The organism is Prevotella sp. MGM2 (assembly GCF_002933955.1).
GTDB lineage: Bacteria > Bacteroidota > Bacteroidia > Bacteroidales > Bacteroidaceae > Alloprevotella.
On sequence record NZ_BEWW01000154.1, the window covers coordinates 1 to 19,916 of the forward strand.

General features: G+C 39.0%; 16 protein-coding genes. 6 read left to right on the forward strand and 10 right to left on the reverse strand.

Features of this window, described 5'->3' with window-relative positions; genetic code table 11:
• Positions 1-220 precede the first annotated feature (220 nt).
• The 4 genes from C5S62_RS03455 to ruvX form a co-directional block, all read right to left on the reverse strand.
• Positions 221-1,558, reverse strand: a complete 1,338-nt coding sequence (locus tag C5S62_RS03455) for a sugar phosphate nucleotidyltransferase (protein ID WP_104404065.1) — start codon at positions 1,556-1,558, stop codon at positions 221-223.
• 90 nt (positions 1,559-1,648) lie between these two features.
• Complete coding sequence (locus C5S62_RS03460) at positions 1,649-3,625, reverse strand: tetratricopeptide repeat protein (protein ID WP_172485974.1); 1,977 nt, start codon at positions 3,623-3,625, stop codon at positions 1,649-1,651.
• A gap of 5 nt (positions 3,626-3,630) precedes the next feature.
• Positions 3,631-4,188: a peptide deformylase gene (gene def / locus C5S62_RS03465; protein WP_104404067.1), complete on the reverse strand. Its 558-nt coding sequence runs from the start codon at positions 4,186-4,188 to the stop codon at positions 3,631-3,633.
• A 59-nt stretch (positions 4,189-4,247) separates the two neighbouring features.
• Positions 4,248-4,661 carry a Holliday junction resolvase RuvX gene (gene ruvX, locus C5S62_RS03470; RefSeq protein WP_104404079.1) on the reverse strand — a complete coding sequence of 138 codons (414 nt, stop codon included), beginning with the start codon at positions 4,659-4,661 and terminating at the stop codon, positions 4,248-4,250.
• A 142-nt stretch (positions 4,662-4,803) separates the two neighbouring features.
• Between ruvX and C5S62_RS03475 the strand changes: the two genes are divergently transcribed.
• From C5S62_RS03475 to C5S62_RS03495, 5 genes are all read left to right on the forward strand, one after another.
• The gene (locus C5S62_RS03475) at positions 4,804-5,514 is read left to right on the forward strand and encodes a tRNA1(Val) (adenine(37)-N6)-methyltransferase (protein WP_104404068.1); all 711 of its coding nucleotides are present in this window, start codon (positions 4,804-4,806) and stop codon (positions 5,512-5,514) included.
• Positions 5,515-5,663: 149 nt separating this feature from the next.
• Positions 5,664-6,560, forward strand: coding sequence for a peptidoglycan DD-metalloendopeptidase family protein (locus C5S62_RS03480; protein ID WP_104404069.1), 897 nt, complete (start codon positions 5,664-5,666; stop codon positions 6,558-6,560).
• Positions 6,561-6,772: 212 nt separating this feature from the next.
• Complete coding sequence (locus C5S62_RS03485; protein WP_104404070.1) at positions 6,773-8,236, forward strand: HAMP domain-containing sensor histidine kinase; 1,464 nt, start codon at positions 6,773-6,775, stop codon at positions 8,234-8,236.
• Positions 8,237-8,249: 13 nt separating this feature from the next.
• On the forward strand, positions 8,250-8,954 hold the full coding sequence (locus tag C5S62_RS03490) for a response regulator transcription factor (RefSeq protein WP_104404071.1): 705 nt from the start codon (positions 8,250-8,252) through the stop codon (positions 8,952-8,954).
• 186 nt (positions 8,955-9,140) lie between these two features.
• Entirely contained in the window at positions 9,141-9,836 is a 696-nt protein-coding gene (locus tag C5S62_RS03495; protein WP_104404072.1) for a DUF4827 domain-containing protein, read from the forward strand.
• A 164-nt stretch (positions 9,837-10,000) separates the two neighbouring features.
• Here C5S62_RS03495 and C5S62_RS03500 read toward each other — a convergent pair whose 3' ends face one another.
• From C5S62_RS03500 to trmD, 6 genes are read right to left on the reverse strand one after another with little or no spacing between them, the layout of a single operon-like run.
• Complete coding sequence (locus C5S62_RS03500) at positions 10,001-11,287, reverse strand: cellulase family glycosylhydrolase (RefSeq protein ID WP_104404073.1); 1,287 nt, start codon at positions 11,285-11,287, stop codon at positions 10,001-10,003.
• Positions 11,288-11,290: 3 nt separating this feature from the next.
• Positions 11,291-14,032, reverse strand: a complete 2,742-nt coding sequence (metH, locus tag C5S62_RS03505; protein WP_104404074.1) for a methionine synthase — start codon at positions 14,030-14,032, stop codon at positions 11,291-11,293.
• A gap of 35 nt (positions 14,033-14,067) precedes the next feature.
• Positions 14,068-14,523, reverse strand: a complete 456-nt coding sequence (gene smpB, locus C5S62_RS03510; RefSeq protein ID WP_104404080.1) for an SsrA-binding protein — start codon at positions 14,521-14,523, stop codon at positions 14,068-14,070.
• 17 nt (positions 14,524-14,540) lie between these two features.
• Positions 14,541-15,050, reverse strand: coding sequence for a DMP19 family protein (locus C5S62_RS03515; RefSeq protein WP_104404075.1), 510 nt, complete (start codon positions 15,048-15,050; stop codon positions 14,541-14,543).
• A gap of 53 nt (positions 15,051-15,103) precedes the next feature.
• On the reverse strand, positions 15,104-16,423 hold the full coding sequence (locus C5S62_RS03520; RefSeq protein WP_104404076.1) for a DEAD/DEAH box helicase: 1,320 nt from the start codon (positions 16,421-16,423) through the stop codon (positions 15,104-15,106).
• A gap of 9 nt (positions 16,424-16,432) precedes the next feature.
• Positions 16,433-17,113 (reverse strand): tRNA (guanosine(37)-N1)-methyltransferase TrmD, encoded by a 681-nt coding sequence (gene trmD / locus C5S62_RS03525; protein ID WP_104404077.1) that lies wholly within the window; start codon positions 17,111-17,113, stop codon positions 16,433-16,435.
• Positions 17,114-17,348: 235 nt separating this feature from the next.
• On the opposite strand from trmD, the gene ligA reads away from it, so the two are divergent.
• Complete coding sequence (ligA, locus tag C5S62_RS03530) at positions 17,349-19,352, forward strand: NAD-dependent DNA ligase LigA (RefSeq protein WP_104404078.1); 2,004 nt, start codon at positions 17,349-17,351, stop codon at positions 19,350-19,352.
• Positions 19,353-19,916: the final 564 nt, after the last annotated feature.

Here is a 19,916-nt window from a genome sequence, read left to right on the forward strand (position 1 = left end):
ATACATAATACACAAAACAATACAAACAACTGATAAACACATATATACAACAAAATAAATAATATAAACACATCACACAAATAAAACAACAAAGAAAGAAAAGCTAAAGAAAGAAAGGCAAAAAACAACAAAGGTAATACAACGGAAGAAATCGGAAATAATACAATAGCCGAATATAATACACATTATTATATTAAAGAAAATAAGACGTAACACTTATCTATTCCCATTTCCACTCAAAACGTTCAATATCTTCTTCCGTCAACAAATCTCCACTTTGAACTTCAATAATACATAAATCTTTATCTGCCATAACCGCATGAAGATGCCCTTTTTCTATGCGTATAACATCACCACGTCTTACAAATTTCATATTCCCATCTAAGACTAATCTGCCTTCACCACTTACAAAAGTCCATATTTCCTCTCTATGATGATGCAGTTGATAACTTATATGAGCCCCAGCTTTAACATTCAGCTGTTTTGTCAATACATGATGACCATCCCGAAAATCAACTTGGTCTATTACTTTATAAGTTCCCCATCGACGTTCTTCATACATCGGTCGAACAGAAAAATCATCCACATGGTTCTTAACATCATCACAAGTATCTTTTCCTGCAATCAAAATTCCGTCAAGAGACGCTGCAACTACCATATTATTAACCCCTGAGCAAAATAAAGGAACATCCAGTTCATTAATAACATGTGTGCCTTTCACTCGATCATCAAAAATCACATTACCACTATGTGATGTAGCTAATTCACTACACAATGCACTCCAGGTTCCTAAATCTTTCCAAAAACCATTATAAGGAACAATTGCTGATGACAATGCTTTCTCTACAACTTCATAGTCAAAACTAATATCTGGAAAATTTTGATAACTTGCTCTTACTTGAAGAAATGATTTAGCATCCATATATTTTTTCATCATATTCAATATATACTTCAACTTAAAAGCAAAAACTCCAGCATTCCAATAAGCCCCTTCAGAAACTAAACGTTTAGCTGTCTCTATATCAGGCTTTTCAACAAAACACACCGCACGAAAAAAATCTCCACCACTATTTTCCGTTTTTATATATCCAAAATCTGTTGAAAAATCAAAAGGTCTAATTCCCATTAGCATCAACTCTGCCTCATTGGCTTCTATAGCCTTCACCATACGCTTTATACAATCATAATAAGAAAGTTCTGTATAAGAATCACATGGCATGACGACTATACTTTCTTCAGGATCACAAACTTTCTCAAAAAACAGATAAGAAGCAGCCAAAACAATAGCAGGAAAAGTATTACGACGTTCCGGTTCTGTCACTACTTCAACCTTATTCCCCAATTGATTAACAACAATATCACGTTGAGTCTGACTAGTAGCAACAGTAATAGGGACATTAAGACCAGCTTCTTCCACTTGACGTACAATGCGCTGTAACATAGATTCTTTACCACCATCTGGAGCTGTCAACAAACGTAAGAACTGCTTCGAACGTGTACCATTGGAAAGTGGCCACAAATTTTTCCCAGACCCCCCAGATAACAAAATTATTCTCATTTCACTGCCTTTATATAGATAAATACTCTTTTAATAAATAAAAAAAACAACAAGATTAGCCGTACCTATTATCTCTATAATTGAATTCCTTCAATTAGAAACAATTTGCTTCAATAAATTATAAGCTTTAAACAAACCTAATTCACCAGCTCGACTAAAATCTGATTTCGCATGTATTATATCCCCCATCTGCCAATAAAGAATACCACGATTATAATAAGCCTCCGGAAAACGCGGATCAATATCAAGCGATTTTTTCAACAAACAAATTGCCATTACATTATCACCATTCATCGCAGCCCAACATGCTCGATTATAAAGAACATAAACATTATTAGGAGATAACAATTCAGCCTTATTTAATTCTATTTCTACACGTAAAAGATCATTTATTTTTCTTTCTACATTATTATCTGTCTGTAACTGATTTTGTCGAAGTATCACAGCTGCGGTCTGAAGATGTATTAAAAATTTTGTTTCATTCAACTTCGCCTCCCCATTGCTTTTATTTAAAACAGACAATGCTTTCTCATAATTATATGCATCAGACAAAATTATTGAAAGTACTAGCTGACGTTCTAAAGAATCGGGTAGCATCACAGTGTCAATCTTTTCCATCATGTCATTGGGAATCACATTCAACTGATTCATCTCCGCTGTAAAGCGTATTTTTTCATTTGCCAGTTTTTTTTCTAAATATTGAACTTCAGGCAAATAAGCATCTGAATAATAACGACGCTCAGTCCCAGGTAAAAGAAAAGTTAATATAAACGCAGGAAGCAGATGCGCCTCCGTATAACGCTTCTGTACCAATCCAAAATTATCCTTAGCAAAAAGATGCCCCAAAGAACGCGTCATAGAATCCGTGTCTTCACCAATCAATTGATCATAATGATCAAAACGATGATCATCCATTGAACGCACTTTCTTTATAGGCCGGCGCCTTTGCCCAAAAGTCACATCAAGATTTGCACGTGCCACCATACTTTCATCATTCAAAGCTCCTTTTATATCACCTAATCTCCTACGACACTGAGCGCGTACCAAATATCCATAAAGAAAATTCGGATATTGTTTCAACAAATAAGTAAAATCGTTCACAGCACCATTGAAATCACCTGTTTGTTGTCTCAACAAAGCACGATTATAGCGAGCTAATATATTATTTGGTTCTTCATTCAGAACAAAAGAAAAATCTTCAATAGCTCGATTATTATCCCCAATAAGAGCCCGTAACAATCCACGATTATAATGTGCAACAAAATGTTCAGGTATTAAAGAAATAACCTTATCATAATCAGAAATAGATGCCCCCAAACGATTATAACCATTACGAGCTAAAGCACGCAACAAATAAAGTTCATAATTATTAGGTTGTGTAACAATTGCCTTAGTCAAACAAGTATCAGACAAAGCATATTCTTGCCGTTCCAGAGCATACTGTCCACGCAATTTCCACCCATCCGAATCTGCAGGTCTATACCAAAGAAGCGTATCAACAATACCCATTGCCTTAACAGTATCGCCACTATTAAATGCCAATTGTATCAAAACCTTATAAGCTCTTGCCATCCCCGGCCATCGTTTAAGAATATCCGTCATCTCAGCTTCGGCCTTCGCATTTTCATGAAGATAAAAATAACAAAGCCCACGATTAAAACGAGTAGCCTGATCATTAGGAAAACGTTGAAGAACATATGTGTAATCCTCTATTGCTCCCGCAACATTTTCGATATGACTACGACATAAACCGCGTAACCGATACACTTCTACTTGATAAGGATTAATTCTAATGGAACTAGAGCAATCAGCTTCAGATCCTATATAATCATCAAGCAAAAATTTAGCATAAGCACGATAATAATAAGGTTTTTCCAAAAAGGGTTTAGCTTCAATAACTTCATTAAAATAACGAATAGCCGTTACATAGTCCTCAGCCCCAAGGGCATTACGCCCCATAACAATTACATTTTCTGTATTAAGTTGAGCATACAAAGAGACAGATACCCCCCAAGCATACAAAAGAAATAAACTTTTGCATATTAATCGAATTGTATCGCCTCCCATTCTCGTCATTTCACAGGCTTAACCTTATAAGAACAACGTACTTTACCCTTAAGCATTGCAGCCAACTTTCCTTTGACCATTTGTTTACGCAAAGGAGTAATGCGGTCTGTAAAAACCTTACCTTCCAAATGATCAAACTCATGCTGCATGACACGAGCCAAATACCCTTCAACCCACTCATCATGAACATTAAAATCCTCATCCAAATATTTTACATGTATACGTGTAGGCCGTTTAACAGGTTCATGAATACCTGGCAAACTTAAACACCCCTCTTCCATAGAAATCATCTCATTTTCATCAACCTCCACGACATAAGGATTAATATAGGTTCTATTAAAGCCCTCATATTCAGGATAGTCTTCCTTAAGCACATCCAATGTAATCACAACAACACGAATGGGTAACCCGATTTGAGGAGCCGCCAATCCCACCCCATCACTACGATACATCGTCTCAAACATATCTGAAATCAACTGTTTCAAATTCGGATAGTCTGGTGTAATATCTTCCGCGACCCTGCGAAGAACCGGTTGTCCATAAGTATAAATAGGTAAAATCATAGAGTATTTATATTAAAAATATTCGTTTAAACTGCTAACAACTCAAGTAAATAAATATTTTATCGGAAATCCATGTAAGATTGTAAAATAATCGTAGCACTTATTTTATCTACCAAAGCCTTGTTTTGTCTTGCTTTACGATGCAAACCAGCATCCAATATCGTCTGATGAGCTAACACGGATGTATAACGCTCATCATAAGGAACAACAGGGATCTGCGGCAATTCTTTTCTCAATCGCCCCATAAAAGATTGAACACGCTGTAAATTTTCAGAAGGACAACCGCCATGGGGTTGTGTAGGCCACCCAACGACAATGCATTCCACCATTTCGTGAGAAACATATTTCTTTATAAAATCCAACAACTCTTTAGTTTCCACAGTAGCAAGTGCTCCAGGAACAATCTGCGACGGATCTGTTACAGCCAATCCTGTACGCTTCTTACCATAATCTATTGCCAATATTCTAGCCATTGCCGGCAAAGATACAAAATCCATTTCACCCTCCCAAACATACAAAATATAAAGTTTTTTAATTGAAGAGCACACCTTCCAAACTCTGCGAAACAAAAAGCCGACCTTTTCCCATTCATAAAATTATCTATAACTTTGCCACATGAAATATTTCATGTTCAAACAATTCAACATCCATCATGATCGCTGTGCCATGAAAGTCGGTACTGATGGAGTTTTACTAGGCGCATGGGCTGATATTAAAAGAGCGACACAAATATTAGATATAGGATGTGGTTCCGGACTTATAACCCTCATGGCGGCCCAACGCTCGAAAGCCCATGTCACTGGCTTAGAAATAGATGCAATTGCAGCCGAACAAGCACAAGAGAACTGCCAAGCATCACCTTTCGCCAAACGCACAACAATTATTCATGAAGACCTAAAAACTTTTTATCCCAATAAAAAGTTTGACTGCATTTTATCTAATCCACCTTTTTTTGCAGAAACTCTACTCCCCCCTGACAAGCGACGTGCTACAGCGCGCCACACCCAGGAACTCACTTATTCAACACTCATTGAGAATGCCAGGCGCTTAATGTTGCCTAACACTATGTTTCATGTCATATTACCCTATACTATTCTCAATCATTTTATAAGTCTTTGTAGCATTAATGGACTTTCATTGCTTCGACAAACCAATGTTATCACAAGTCCTCGCAAAACACCCAAACGTGTATTACTTACTTTTACAAATAATATCTCAGCCACCCACCCCACGCAAGATACATTATTACTAAGCGATAAAAACGGCAATCGCTCCTATGACTACACACAATTAACAAAAGACTTCTACTTAGACCGAAATGTATAAAAGCTCATAGCCTATCGCTATAGACAAAAACATTACAATCAAAACTCTTAGGCAACAAGACAGAAATTACTTCTGAAAGACAAAAGTCTATAACATTTTTTGGGCTACTCAAATATTATTTGTATATTTGCAGCAAATTTTTAATACCAATGAATTTTAGTTTTATCAAGACCATTGCTACAGGTCTTTTTTGCTTTAGTGCATCTGCTTTCAGTTGTCATGGGCAAGACCTTATAGCCAATCAGGCCCCTATAGACAAACATATAAAAGTTGTAGATTCTGTCACCATTCAACGGTATATTGAATCAAAAGAAATGAATACCTATGCCGCTGAATTATACGACACTTGGAACACCTCTAAAACACATTGCTATAATTCTATAGAAATACCTGACAGTTTCAAAATAGACTTACGCGGCTTTGCCATGCCTACCCCCAGCCGCAATATCACCAGTACCTTTGGATATCGCCCAGCTTTCCGCCGTATGCACAAAGGCCTTGATATCAAAGTTTATACAGGGGATACCATCTATGCTGCTTTTGATGGAAAAGTGCGTATCGTACGTTACGAGCCACAAGGTTTTGGCAATTACATAGTTATCCGTCACCCCAACGGATTAGAGACTATTTACGGTCACCTTTCAAAACAACTAGTATCAACAGATCAAAACGTCAAGGCTGGCACCCCTATTGGCCTTGGAGGAAATACAGGACGTTCATTTGGTTCACACCTTCATTTTGAAACACGCCTTTTAGGTGAAGCCATTGACCCTCAATTAATTTTCGATTTTCCCAATCAGGATGTCACGGGCGATTACTATGTTTTCCATAAGCAAAACAACAATCAAACAACTCATTATACAGCCTCAAACACAAACATCAAAAAAAACGCCCGCACTACAAGCCACCATTTTTATAAAGTCAAAAGAGGAGATAATCTTAGTACAATAGCTCGAAAATTAGGAATTAGCGTCAAACAACTTTGTGCTGCTAACAACTTAAATAACAATTCAAAAATCCGGCCGAAGCAGATTCTGAAATATTAGAAAGAGTATACACATAGTATTTTAATAAAACGGGATGAGAATTATTCTCCTCCCGTTTTATTATATAGAAATGAAAAACAATAAATATTTCCACCTTTTATAATTGCGAAATCAACAATTATAAGCATAGTTTTAGTTAATTACGATAACAGTTTTAATAAAACAGCATTAAACATTTCACATGTCAGTGGAAGTTACTCTATCTTTGCGGCATGAAGAAGTCAACAATATGGATTATTGCCTGTGTGATGGGAGTTTCACTCCTCACACTACTCTACCTACAGTTCCGATACTTCGAGAATGTCTACAACATGCGCAAAGAACAATTCGGCGAATCGGTAACACGCAGTCTGAGCCAAGCCGCGCAAAATCTGGAACTATATGAAACCCAGAAAAGACTCGACAAGGAATTAGAGGCAAGAGAAGACATAAGCGAAAGAACCGATACCCAAATCGACTCTATACGCAATATACTTCAAACAAACATCGCCTCTCAGACTGTATTAGTTGAAGAAGGAACCAATGCACCCAACCATCAAATCAGCGAAGCGTTGCGTGATACGATCAAACGCTTCTTTCACCGAAAAGAATTGATGGACGAAATGCTTACCATACTCTACAAGCCTTCCGGAAAGGCTTTGGCCCAGCGTCTTGACTTCAAAGAACTAGATAGCAATTTACAACAAGAATTAAGACGAAACGGAATAAACATCCCTTACCATCTAAGGGTAACCACTTCTGACGGCAGTGAAGTGTTCCGTTGCTCTGATTATGAAAACATAGGAGAAGAAGAGACCTACCGGCAGGAACTTTATCCGAATGACCCCCGACCGCAAATGGGAATTCTTTATGTTCATTTCCCTGACATGCAGCAATACATCCTCTCCAGTGTCCGCTTTATGATACCGGCCATAGTCTTTACGCTTATTGTGATAGTCATATTTGCATTTACGATTTACACCATATTTCGCCAGAAACGACTCACTGAAATAAAAAACGACTTTATCAATAACATGACACATGAGTTTAAGACACCAATATCAACCATTTCACTAGCCGCTCAAATGCTTAGCGATCCAACCATCACCAAAAGCGAGCGAATGTTCAAGCACGTATGTGGCATTATCAATGATGAAACCAAGCGCTTGCGCTTTCAAGTTGAAAAGGTATTACAAATGAGCATGTTCGACAAAAAAGCCGCAACGTTTAAGAAAAAAGAAATTGATGTTAATGAACTCATTTCGGATGTAGTTACAACATTCCGATTGAAAGTAGAAAGTTCAGGTGGAACACTTCAGGCTGATTTACAGGCAAAGAAAACATCTATCTTCGTAGATGAAATGCACTTCACCAATGTTATATTCAACCTGATGGACAATGCAGTAAAATATAAAAATCCCGAAACAGATTTACATTTGCTGGTAACCACTGAAAATAAGGATGACAAGGTTGTTGTCACCATCGCAGACAACGGTATCGGCATAAAAAAAGAAGATATCAAAAAGATATTTGAAAAATTCTATCGCGTACATACAGGAAACAGGCATGATGTAAAAGGCTTTGGCTTAGGACTTGCCTACGTCAAAAATGTCATAACCAACCTGGACGGCAGCATCTATGCCGAAAGCGATTACGGAATAGGAACAAAATTTATAATAACATTACCAACCATTTAAAGAAACAAGCCTTATGAACAACGACAAAATGAAAATCCTGCTTTGCGAAGATGATGAGAACCTCGGTATGTTGCTCCGCGAATACCTTCAGGCTAAAGATTACGAAACAGAACTTTGCACTGATGGCGAAGCCGGTTACAAGGCTTTCCAGAAAGATAAATTCGACATCTGCGTTTTCGATGTTATGATGCCTAAGAAAGACGGCTTCACGTTGGCTAAAGACATCCGCCAGAACAACGCAGAGGTACCCATAATTTTCCTTACAGCCAAAACTTTAAAAGAAGATATTCTTGAAGGCTTCAAACTTGGTGCCGATGATTATCTCACGAAGCCTTTCTCTATGGAAGAACTCACTCTTCGTATTGAAGCCGTACTGCGTCGTGTAAGAGGCAAAAAGAATCGCAACCGAATGTTCTACCAAATAGGTTCCTTCACATTCGATACGCAGAAACAAATTTTGGCTCGTGGCGAAAGCACCACAAAACTGACGACCAAAGAAAGTGAACTTCTCAGTCTGCTGTGTGCTCACGCCAATGAAATTCTTCAACGCGACTATGCCCTTAAAACCATCTGGATTGACGACAATTATTTCAATGCCCGTTCCATGGACGTTTACATCACTAAATTGCGTAAACACCTCAAGGCTGATGAAAATGTCGAGATCATTAACATTCATGGAAAAGGCTATAAACTTATTATGCCCGATGTAGAAGGCTAAGAGCAAGCTTGCATCCAATATTAAAAACAAAGGCTTCAAAAGGAATCGAAGCCTTTGTTTTTAATGTCTTAAACGACTATTCTTATCTTCCTCTTTCATATAAACCTGTTAACACATTATAAACATGACTGCGAATACCGGTTATCTAAGAGCTATTTTGTAATTTTGTACAGTTAAATAATAAATATGAAAAAGAATATCCAACTTCTAACTTTGCTCGCAACAATATTAACCGGATTATTAGGTTCGTGTGACGATGATGACACGTATGCCGACCGTGTCAAACGCGAACGTAAGCAAATAAATGCTTTTCTCAAAAGCGGTGTACAAGTGAAAAGCAGTGATGGGGAAACCTATCTCCTTAATATCCCGGGAAACATTAAAGTTATCACTGAGAATGAGTTCTATACTAATGACAGCACTACAGATGTCTCAAAAAATGAATATGTACTTTTCAAAGGTTCCGGAGTATATATGCAAATAATCAGAAAAGGGAGCAAAAAGAGCGGTAAATTAGAAGAAGGACAGTCTGCCACTATCATTAATCGCTATACGGAATACAACATAGCCAGCGACACCATACAATCAACCAATCAGACATTAGCAGCCGCAGCAACACCCGATGTGATGAATTGCGCCAATAATTTAGGACTTTTCACAGCTAGCTTCACTTCTGGCGTAATGTTATCGCAATATGGAAGTAAAGCTGTACCGGCTGGCTGGTTAATTCCCTTAAAATTCATAAATTTAGGCCGTCAGGACTCTCCCACAGAAGGTACAGCTCTTGTACGACTTATTCTTCCCCATACTCAGGGCCAATCAGATGCCTCATATTATACATATCCCTGTTTTTACGAAATAACTTATCAGCGTGGACGATAAATATAAGAAACTCCATAGAGTTGGGAAATAATATCTATGTTTTCCCCTATAGGATATAAATTTAAAAAGTCCGTATTGCAATTTAAATTGCAATACGGACTTTTTAAATTGTAAGTAATGTTTTTCAAAAAGAAAATCTTCAATATAAAATACAACTTATTTCATTATTGCCGGACATTTCTATGAAGCGCTTTTACAGCCTTATCTATAGTGGAAACAGTTGAGTTATCATTATCAAAAACTGAATACCAACCTTGTGGTTCATGAGGAGGATCGCAGAGATAATCATCACCAGGCTTCCATGTTTCATTGGCCGGACGTGCACTGCCTCCCCAGCCCCAGAAATTACACCCGGCAATAACATCTCCTTGACGTTGACTTTCCAAAACTTTACTAAAAATAAAATTATAGAAGGCATCACGAGACAGCGTTGGTGTACCAGGCTGATAGCTGTTTCGCTCACGTGGGTAACCGAACTCTTCAATAACAATTGGCTTTCCTATTTTATGGGCATAAATTTCATGCATGTCAAGATATTCCGTTGTTTTCACATAAACATGCGGCAATGAAGTATATAAAGCCGTAGAAGTACTCCATCTCCAATTGACGGGCCAAATATGTACAGTAATGTAATCAATATTAAGATCATTATGAATCTGCTCACACAACAGCATATCACTTTCACAGCCATAAAATCCTTCACTTCCCGTTGAAACCAAATGATTAGGATCCAAGGATTTTATAAGAGCAGCAGTCCGCTTTAACCATTTTACAAATCCTTTTTTCGATTCTGTACCAAATGGACGAGGCTCATTACAAATTTGCCAAGCCATTATAGCTGGAGAATCCTTATAAGGCCGTTTCGTATAACTATTTGTACGTGAAATAATTTTCTTTACATAATCCAAAAACAAATTCTGTGCCTCTTCATTGACAGAGAACTCTGAGGAAAAATTTACATAATCACGATACCCTTCCCCTGAAGCGTTGGGTGAATCACCTAACCCTACTTGCTTCAGATAGAAAGAATATCCTCCACTCCAGTCCCAAGCGTTATTAAGATAAAAAACACCGGTCATTTCCCTTTTTTCCATCTCCTTTAATAAATAGTCCAATCCGTCAAGTAACGTGTCGTTCAAAACACCCGATACTCGCTGCAAACAAGGATACACAGTGTTCGCATTCAAACTTCCGGCATCTGCTCCGACCAGAATGCGCAGATTGTCAATCCCCATATTCTTCAAACAGTCCAATTCATGCTTCAAACGTTGACGATTGCCAAACTCCCCTTTCGAAGCCAAGATGGGAGCATACCACATATTAGTACCAATAAAGTAATAGGGTGTATCACTCTTAGGCTTATAAAAATGAGAATTACGCACACTGATAAAATTACCGGCTAATACCACATTAAAAAAAAGACTGAAAACTAATAAAATTACAGGTTTCATGATTTAAAATAAATGGAGTTTGTTTCTTCGGGCTTCATCAAAGGAAACAATTTTATCTTGCTTGCTTTCATACTCTTCACGCAACAGGCATTGCTCCCGTTTAATTGAATCAATATACTTATGGCATACCGCTTTATTCATCAGTTTCGCCGCTACCATTACCATCTGCGAAGCGTCTTTCACCCAAATAACAGGACCGTCATATACCGGAGCTATTTTAAGAGCTGTATGTAACAAACTGGTAGTTGCACCTCCCAATACAACTGGAATAGAAATACCGGAATTCTTGAGAGTTTGAACAGTATGTATCATTTCATCCAAGCTAGGAGTAATCAATCCGCTAAGCCCAACAAAATTGGGTTTTTCCCTTAGAACTGCTTCAACGATATCTGTAGCAGGGCACATGACTCCAATATCCACGACCTCATAATTATTACAACTTAAGATAACGGAAACTATATTCTTGCCAATGTCATGCACATCACCTTTAACGGTAGCTAACACAACTTTTCCTGCCTTATTTCCCTCTTTCTTCTCTACCTCTATATATGGTTGCAGAAAGCCAACAGCTTTTTGCATTGTGCGTGCAGTCTTGACCACTTGTGGAAGAAACAACTTACCCTCTCCGAACATATTACCTACATAGTTCATTGCTTCCATAAGAGGCCCTTCAATAATAGCTATAGCTGAAGGAAAATTACTTAAAGCCTCGGTCAAATCTTCTTCAATATATTCATTAACACCATTAACTAAAGCATATCGTAAACGTTGCTCCACGATTTTACTTCGCCAACTATCACTCATACTGGAAACTGTTCTTTGAATCTCTCCATTCTGCATTTTTGTAGCCTCCTCAATAAGTTTTCCGGAAGAGGATTTACGATTAAGAATCACATCTTCCAAAAGTTCCAGTAAGGGAGCAGGTATATCATCATACTTAACAGTTACAGAAGGATTTACAATTCCCATATCAAGACCATGTTTAATTGCATGATACAGGAAGACAGCATGCATAGCCTCTCGCACAAAATTATTTCCTCTAAAAGAAAATGAGAGATTACTTATCCCTCCACTAACATGTACTCCCGGCAAATTCTGATGTATCCAATGAGTAGCCCGGATAAAATCCCAGGCATAACTGTCATGCTCCGGCATACCTGTACATATAGCCAAAACATTAGGATCAAAAATAATGTCATGCGGCGCCATTCCTACTTTTTCCGTAAGCAACCGATAGGCCCTTTGACATATTTCTATGCGTCGCTCATAGGTATCAGCCTGCCCCTTTTCATCAAAAGCCATAACGACAACAGCTGCACCATATCGGCATAGTTCTCGGGCATGATCCATAAATAATGCTTCACCTTCCTTTAGGGAAATGGAATTTACGATACATTTACCCTGAATACATTTCAGGGCTGCACTAATGACAGACCAATCGGAAGAATCTATCATAAAAGGAACACGGGCTATTTCCGGTTCACCTGACAACAAATTAATAAAATGAACCATTTCATCGCATGTTGCCAATAAACCATCATCCATGTTTATATCAAGAATTTGCGCACCATCCTCTATCTGTTTACGGGCTATTTCCACCGCTTCATCATATTTTTTCTCTTGTATCAGGCGCAAAAATTTACGTGAACCAGCAACATTACAACGTTCTCCGACATTGATGAAATTATTCTCCTTTTTTATTTCTAAAACATCAAGTCCTGAAAGGGTTAAATTTTTTTCTGGTGGGAATGGAACATGTGGTTTCCGATAAACACCATCTCTACAAACCAAATGAGGATATTGAGCAATAAAAGCATCTGTCGTACCACAACAACCACCGATAATATTTACCAATCCTTCATCTATAAATGTTCTCACCTCTTTTGCCATTTCTTCTGGAGTTTGATCATACTGCCCCAAAGTATTAGGCAAACCTGCATTAGGATAAGCTGAAATATAGCAAGGTGCTTTAGCCGCCAACTCTTTCAAAAACGGCTTCATATCCGAAGCTCCGAATGAACAATTCAAACCTATAGAAAACACATTTATATGAGAGACAGAAGCTAAAAAGGCATCTATAGTTTGCCCTGATAATGTACGTCCTGTCTTATCTGCAATCGTTACAGACAACATAATCGGCAGATATTTCCTCATAGAATCCATACATTGTTCCGCTGCAAAAACAGCAGCTTTAGCATTGAGGGTATCAAAAATAGTTTCTACAAGAATAGCATCGACTCCTCCTTCAATAAGTGCTGTAATCTGCTCTTTGTAAGCCTTTACCAAATTATCAAATGTTACATCACGACGGGCTGGGTCATCCACATAGACACCCATGGAGCACGTTTTATTAGTTGGTCCCACAGAACCGGCTACAAAACGAGGTTTATCCGGAGTTTTTAAAGTATATTCATCAGCCAGCCGACGTGCCAAACGCGCAGCGGCTAAGTTCAATTCACGGCAATAAGACTCACAATGATAATCAGTCATTGAAATCCGCTGTGAATTAAAAGTGTTGGTTTCAATAATATCCGCCCCGACCTCAAGATAACGTCTATGTATATCGGCAATAATATCAGGATTTGTCAAAACAAGTAAGTCATTATTGCCTTTCTGCTGTCCCGGCAATTCTTTAAAACGTTCTCCACGATAATCCTGCTCTTCCAAATGATAACTCTGAATCATAGTACCCATAGCACCATCCAGAATTAAAATTCTTTCTTTTATTATTTCACTCAACAACATAAAATGACTTTATTATATCCAAATCAAAAATTCTACTAGTACCTTTTTATTGCTCGGTCCATCTCACGACGATCTGCTTTCTCTTTCAAGGATGCACGCTTATCATATTCTTTTTTTCCTTTACACAATCCGATATCAAGTTTTGCCAAACCTTTTTCATCAATAAACAATTTCAAAGGAACTATAGTATAACCTGGTGATTTTGTGTCATTTTGAAGATTATATATTTCCTTTTTATTTAAAAGAAGTTTCCTATCCCTACGCGCATTATGATTGTTATACGAACCAAACAGATATTCTGCAATATACATGTTCTTTACCCACACTTCATTGTTATGAATATAACAAAAAGTATCCACCAAGCCGGCTTTACCAGCCCTGATACTTTTTATTTCCGTTCCGGTAAGAACTATACCTGCCGTATATTTATCAATTACCTGATAATCAAAAGTTGCACGTTTATTTTTTATATTAATACTTGAAGATTTTATCTTTTTATTGGCTCCCATCAATCTATTATTTTTATGTTGAATTTTTCTAAATTCTCATCTACATAATGAGCTATCGCAGTCGTATACTCCTCTTCATTCTCCACAAATTCATCATCAAGGTCATCATAATGGGGAAATTGCTCAAAAAGCGACATAAAGTCTTCATCTGTACATTCGCAGGTTAATATCTTTTTATCTTCCTCATAAAAAACCTTTGCCTTGTAAATTAATTTTGACAATTCACGTAGCCCCCAAAGACGCATAGCCTTAGCAAAAGGATTATCAAAAAAGAACGGACCATACCCATTATAAATCAATTGTATAAAACCTCCGTCCATCAGCTCATCACGCATAATAAAATATCCCCACAATGTTATTTGTTCAGCATTAAGCAAACTCAAACTTTCTCCACTGAGTATTCCTCCTGCTGCTCGTGCTATATGGTCTTTTACAAGTGTAGCAAACGCTTCCACTCCATGCTCTGCCGCCTCACGCAATTCTTTATCTTTAATTTCTATTTTATTCATGCTAATAATCTTATAGGATTGACAAAACAGCTATCATTCTTTCAATATTTTATCTATTCAGCCATTTCTTCAATAATGGTTTTCATGCCCTTTATCTTTTCTCCAGAAACTGCTTGTAATGCAGATTTCAAAGAAGAGCGAACTATCGAAACATACGCATGATGTATTCCCACATGAATATGATTGATATCAGAAGCTTTCAAACCACCTTTCTTACAAAAGAAGCCAACGATATCTCCTTTCGAGAGTTTATCTTTCTTTCCTCTTCCTATATATAAAGTGCACCATTGAGGACGAGCTGGAAAAATCCGCACATCATCAACCATTTGTGTTTGTTCATATTTCACATAACCTGGCAATTCTTCTTTTGGCCCAAGAATAACATAAGTACTTCCGCTACTGTCCCACCGGGCTGTACGTCCACATCTATGAATGTAAGCAGCCTCATCTATAGGCAGATGATAATGTATGACAGTATCAACATGTGGGATATCAAGACCTCTTGCGGCCAAATCTGTAGAAACCAAAATATTACTTCCTCCACTACGAAAGCGGAAAACAGCCCGTTCACGACGTTGCTGCTCCATACCACCATGATACATTTCAGCGATGAAACCGCATTTTTTAAGGAAGTCCCCCACTCTTTCAACGCTCTCACGATGTGCCACAAACACAATTGCTGATTTCTCTTTCAATACAGAAAGAATCCGCGCTAATGTTTCCAATTTATCAGGAACAGGAGAAGGTACAAGTAAAGTTTCTATACGATTATTACGGGCAGGATTTTCTTCGGTATAGTCTAGCGTTACAGTACTATTCAGACAGACAAAATCGACCATTTTATCAGGAGCTGTTGCCGACAGCAGCCAAGTTTGTCGCCGTTTTGACAAACTCTCCACAATACACCGCATGTCTTTTTCGAATCCCATTTCAAGACATTTATCAAATTCGTCAATAACGAGTAAAGACACATGCGATAAATCAATGTTGCATTTGTCAATATGATCACAAAGTCGGCCAGGAGTGGCAAAAACCAATTGTGGGAGCACATCGCGCAATTGCCGATGCTCATCCATTGCCGGCCGTCCTCCATAAAGACACAACGTTTTTACCGGTACACGCATTTGTTTTAAAACGGAGGAACTTTGTTGAGCCAATTCACGCGACGGCACCACTACCAAAGCCTGCAAACTGTCAACGGTGGTATCAAGTTGCAATACCAACGGCAGCAAATAAGCCAAGGTTTTACCAGATCCTGTAGGAGAAAGCAATTGAATGTCAACGGATTGACTGGTAACCTGTAACATTTCCTTTTGCATTGGCGACAACGCCTCTATGCCAAGAGATTCAAGTATTGAAGATATTCTGTTCATTCTTTTTTATCAAGACTGTTCCAACAAATCCGGCCGCAAAAGTTTTGTACGTTCCAAACTCTGGGCCAATTCCCATTCTTTGATCCTGGCTTCATGTCCGGACAACAATACATCGGGAACTTTCCATCCCTTATAGTCGGCCGGACGAGTATAAACCGGAGCTGCCAACAAATTGTCCTGAAAAGAATCGGACAATGCACTTTGTTCATCACTCAAGACTCCCGGAACCAAGCGCACAAGAGCATCGGCCATCACAGCCGCCGCCAATTCCCCGCCAGTCAACACATAATCGCCAATAGAAACTTCCTTTGTTATGAGATGTTCTCGTATGCGGTAATCAATACCTTTATAATGACCGCAAAGAATGATGATATTCTTCTTCAATGACAACGTATTGGCCATAGGCTGGTCAAATTGTTGCCCGTCTGGCGTTGTAAAAATAATCTCATCATAATCACGCTCTGCTTTCAGCTTTGAAATACAAGCGTCAATGGGCTGGCATTGCATCACCATACCGGCAAAGCCCCCAAATGGATAATCATCCACGCGACGATGCTTGTCCGTAGTATAATCACGCAAATTGTGTACATAAATTTCCACTAACCCCTTCTTTTGCGCACGTGCCAGAATTGAAGTATTGATAAATCCGTCAAGCATTTCAGGCAAAACGGTAATAATATCTATCCGCATTTTATTTAATCTTGGAATATGAGTTATATATTGTAGGCAAAAGTACAAAATATATCGCATTTTTGTCTACTTTTGCATTGACTTTTATGCGCCAATAGGCGTATGTCTGCATGGAAATCCACAACATTTTAATTACACAGTTGAAACAACTCAGTTCCAGCCATGATCTCATACAAGAACAACAACCATCTGTTCTTTTAATGGGAATACAACAACTCAGATAAAGCCAATATAAATGACCGAAGTTGAACGTATATACCAATTGCGGGAAGAATTACACCGCCACAACCATCTCTACTATGTTACCCACAGTCCCATCATCAGCGATCAGGAATTTGACCATCTGATGGCCGAACTCCAGCAGCTGGAGAATCTGCATCCTGAGACGGCAGACCCGAATTCGCCAAGTGTACGCATAGGCTCCGACCTCAGTCAGGAGTTCACTCAAGTGCCTCACCAAATTCCAATGCTCTCACTTGGCAACACCTATGACCGTGAGGAGGTACGCGATTTCTATCGTCGCATATCAGAAGGTTTGCAAGGCAAGCCTTTTGATATTTGCTGCGAACTGAAATTCGACGGATTAAGCATTTCACTACACTATGAGAAAGGAAAATTAATACGTGCCGTGACACGTGGCGACGGTATACAGGGAGATGACGTGACAGCCAACGTCCGCACCATACATTCAATACCTTTGCAACTGACACCCGGTAGCAACTATCCGGAAACATTTGAAATACGCGGTGAAATACTTATGCCATGGGCAAGTTTTGAAAAATTGAATAAAGAGCGGGAAGCCCGTGAAGAACCATTATTTGCCAATCCACGCAACGCGGCTTCAGGAACTCTCAAAAACAAGAGTTCAAAAATTGTGGCAGGCCGAGGGCTGGATGCCTATCTTTACTATCTGATGGGAAAGGACATCCCACAAAGAAGCCATTACGACAATTTGCAACTTGCAGCAACATGGGGGTTCCAAGTGTCGCCCCACATGCGTCTGGCACGGTCATTGGAAGAAATTTATGACTTCATAAGCTATTGGGAGGAAGAGCGCAAAAATCTGCCAGTCGCCACCGACGGCATAGTTTTAAAAGTCAACGACATCACCCAACAGGAACATTTGGGCTTCACGGCTAAAAGTCCACGTTGGGCCATTGCCTATAAGTTCAAAGCGGAACGTGCTCTCACGTGCCTGGAAGCCGTCACCTATCAAGTGGGACGCACAGGAGCTGTCACTCCGGTAGCCAACATGGCTCCTGTTCATTTGGCCGGCACCACAGTGCGTCGGGCATCGCTCCATAATGAAGACATCATAAAACAGCTTGACCTTCATATCGGCGATATGGTTTATGTAGAGAAAGCCGGCGAAATCATTCCGCAAATCGTAGGTGTAGACTTGAAAAGCCGAACAGAAAAACTGGGAAAGGCCGTCACTTTCATTAGTCATTGTCCAGAATGCGGCACACAACTCATACGCTATGAAGGAGAAGCCGCACACTACTGCCCCAACGATGCCACATGCCCTCCGCAACTAAAGGGACGCATTGAGCATTACATCTGCCGTGATGCCATGAACATCGATTCTTTGGGACCTGAAACTGTGGACGAATATTTTGAACGTGGACTGATACACGATGCCGCAGACCTGTACCATCTATCTGTTGCCGACTTATGCGGCGCAGACCGTACACGATTAAAATCAGCACAAAAAGTCGTTGATGGTATAGCCAAAAGTCGGGAAGTTCCTTTTGAACGCGTTCTGTTTGCGCTTGGTATCCGTTTTGTAGGAAAGGTTGTCGCTAAAACGTTAGCGCAACACTTCTGCAATATTGACGCTATTAAAACTGCCCCTCTCGAAGAACTACTGTCAGTCGATGGCATAGGCACAGTCATTGCTCAAAGCGTCAAACAATATTTTGGCGAACCTGCCAATATCACTTTAGTAGAAAGACTGCGCGAGGCAGGTGTGCAAATGGCAGTTGTTCGCCGCGAAACGGTTTCAGACCACCTGAGCTCACAAAGCATAGTAATAAGTGGTACTTTTATACATCACAGCCGTAAGGAATATGCTGAAATGATTGAATTGCATGGAGGAAAAAACGTTACAAGTATTTCTGCAAAAACGGCATTCATCCTTGCAGGTGAAGGTGTCGGTCCTTCAAAACTGGCAAAAGCACAAAAATTAGGCATCAGCCTCATAAGTGAAGATGATTTTCTCAAAATGATTACTGATTGACCCTGAAAGAACGCACATCCGCAAGACTGCCCTATGATGTAAAAATCCTGTGAAACAAATCCAGAAACAATTCAATGCCACATCTATAATGACACCCCAATAAAAACTTCAGGAATGTAAAGCGTGAAGCATTTTTCTCATGCGATAAAACAGCAACGTCATGCCACCAGACCAACTATAGTCCAGCTTATGTTATGGTTCAAACCGTCTATACTCTCCCATTCTATCAAAAGAGAAAAAGGACAATGGCATATTAACATTTTTAACTTAGAGAGGGGTCGTTATCTGACTTTCGGCAAGTCGTAATAAGGTCGTTTTTCATTGAAATAAATCAAACGCCCCAAAGGTTACTTGGATTTTTCACGGCAATACGGATATTTTTCACGATAATACGGACTTTTTTCTACCGTAAAGAGCTACAAATAAAAGAAAAAGGAGGATACCAGACGTTTGTATCCTCCTTTCCTGTGCAAATATACAACATAATTAAGGCAAAAGCAAGAAACGTTAAAAAGGGGTCAAGCCGAAAACACGGTGCATGAATTTTGAGAAAAGTGTTAAATT

Coding starts and splice junctions, on each gene's coding strand:
- C5S62_RS03495 (WP_104404072.1), top strand. CDS start 9,141: ATGAAAAAGAATATCCAACTTCTAACTTTGCTCGCAACAATATTAACC.
- trmD (WP_104404077.1), bottom strand. CDS start 17,113: ATGCGGATAGATATTATTACCGTTTTGCCTGAAATGCTTGACGGATTT.
- C5S62_RS03475 (WP_104404068.1), top strand. CDS start 4,804: ATGAAATATTTCATGTTCAAACAATTCAACATCCATCATGATCGCTGT.
- C5S62_RS03455 (WP_104404065.1), bottom strand. CDS start 1,558: ATGAGAATAATTTTGTTATCTGGGGGGTCTGGGAAAAATTTGTGGCCA.
- C5S62_RS03520 (WP_104404076.1), bottom strand. CDS start 16,423: ATGAACAGAATATCTTCAATACTTGAATCTCTTGGCATAGAGGCGTTG.
- ruvX (WP_104404079.1), bottom strand. CDS start 4,661: ATGGCTAGAATATTGGCAATAGATTATGGTAAGAAGCGTACAGGATTG.
- C5S62_RS03460 (WP_172485974.1), bottom strand. CDS start 3,625: ATGGGAGGCGATACAATTCGATTAATATGCAAAAGTTTATTTCTTTTG.
- C5S62_RS03500 (WP_104404073.1), bottom strand. CDS start 11,287: ATGAAACCTGTAATTTTATTAGTTTTCAGTCTTTTTTTTAATGTGGTA.
- C5S62_RS03480 (WP_104404069.1), top strand. CDS start 5,664: ATGAATTTTAGTTTTATCAAGACCATTGCTACAGGTCTTTTTTGCTTT.
- def (WP_104404067.1), bottom strand. CDS start 4,188: ATGATTTTACCTATTTATACTTATGGACAACCGGTTCTTCGCAGGGTC.
- metH (WP_104404074.1), bottom strand. CDS start 14,032: ATGTTGTTGAGTGAAATAATAAAAGAAAGAATTTTAATTCTGGATGGT.
- ligA (WP_104404078.1), top strand. CDS start 17,349: ATGACCGAAGTTGAACGTATATACCAATTGCGGGAAGAATTACACCGC.
- C5S62_RS03485 (WP_104404070.1), top strand. CDS start 6,773: ATGAAGAAGTCAACAATATGGATTATTGCCTGTGTGATGGGAGTTTCA.
- C5S62_RS03490 (WP_104404071.1), top strand. CDS start 8,250: ATGAACAACGACAAAATGAAAATCCTGCTTTGCGAAGATGATGAGAAC.
- C5S62_RS03515 (WP_104404075.1), bottom strand. CDS start 15,050: ATGAATAAAATAGAAATTAAAGATAAAGAATTGCGTGAGGCGGCAGAG.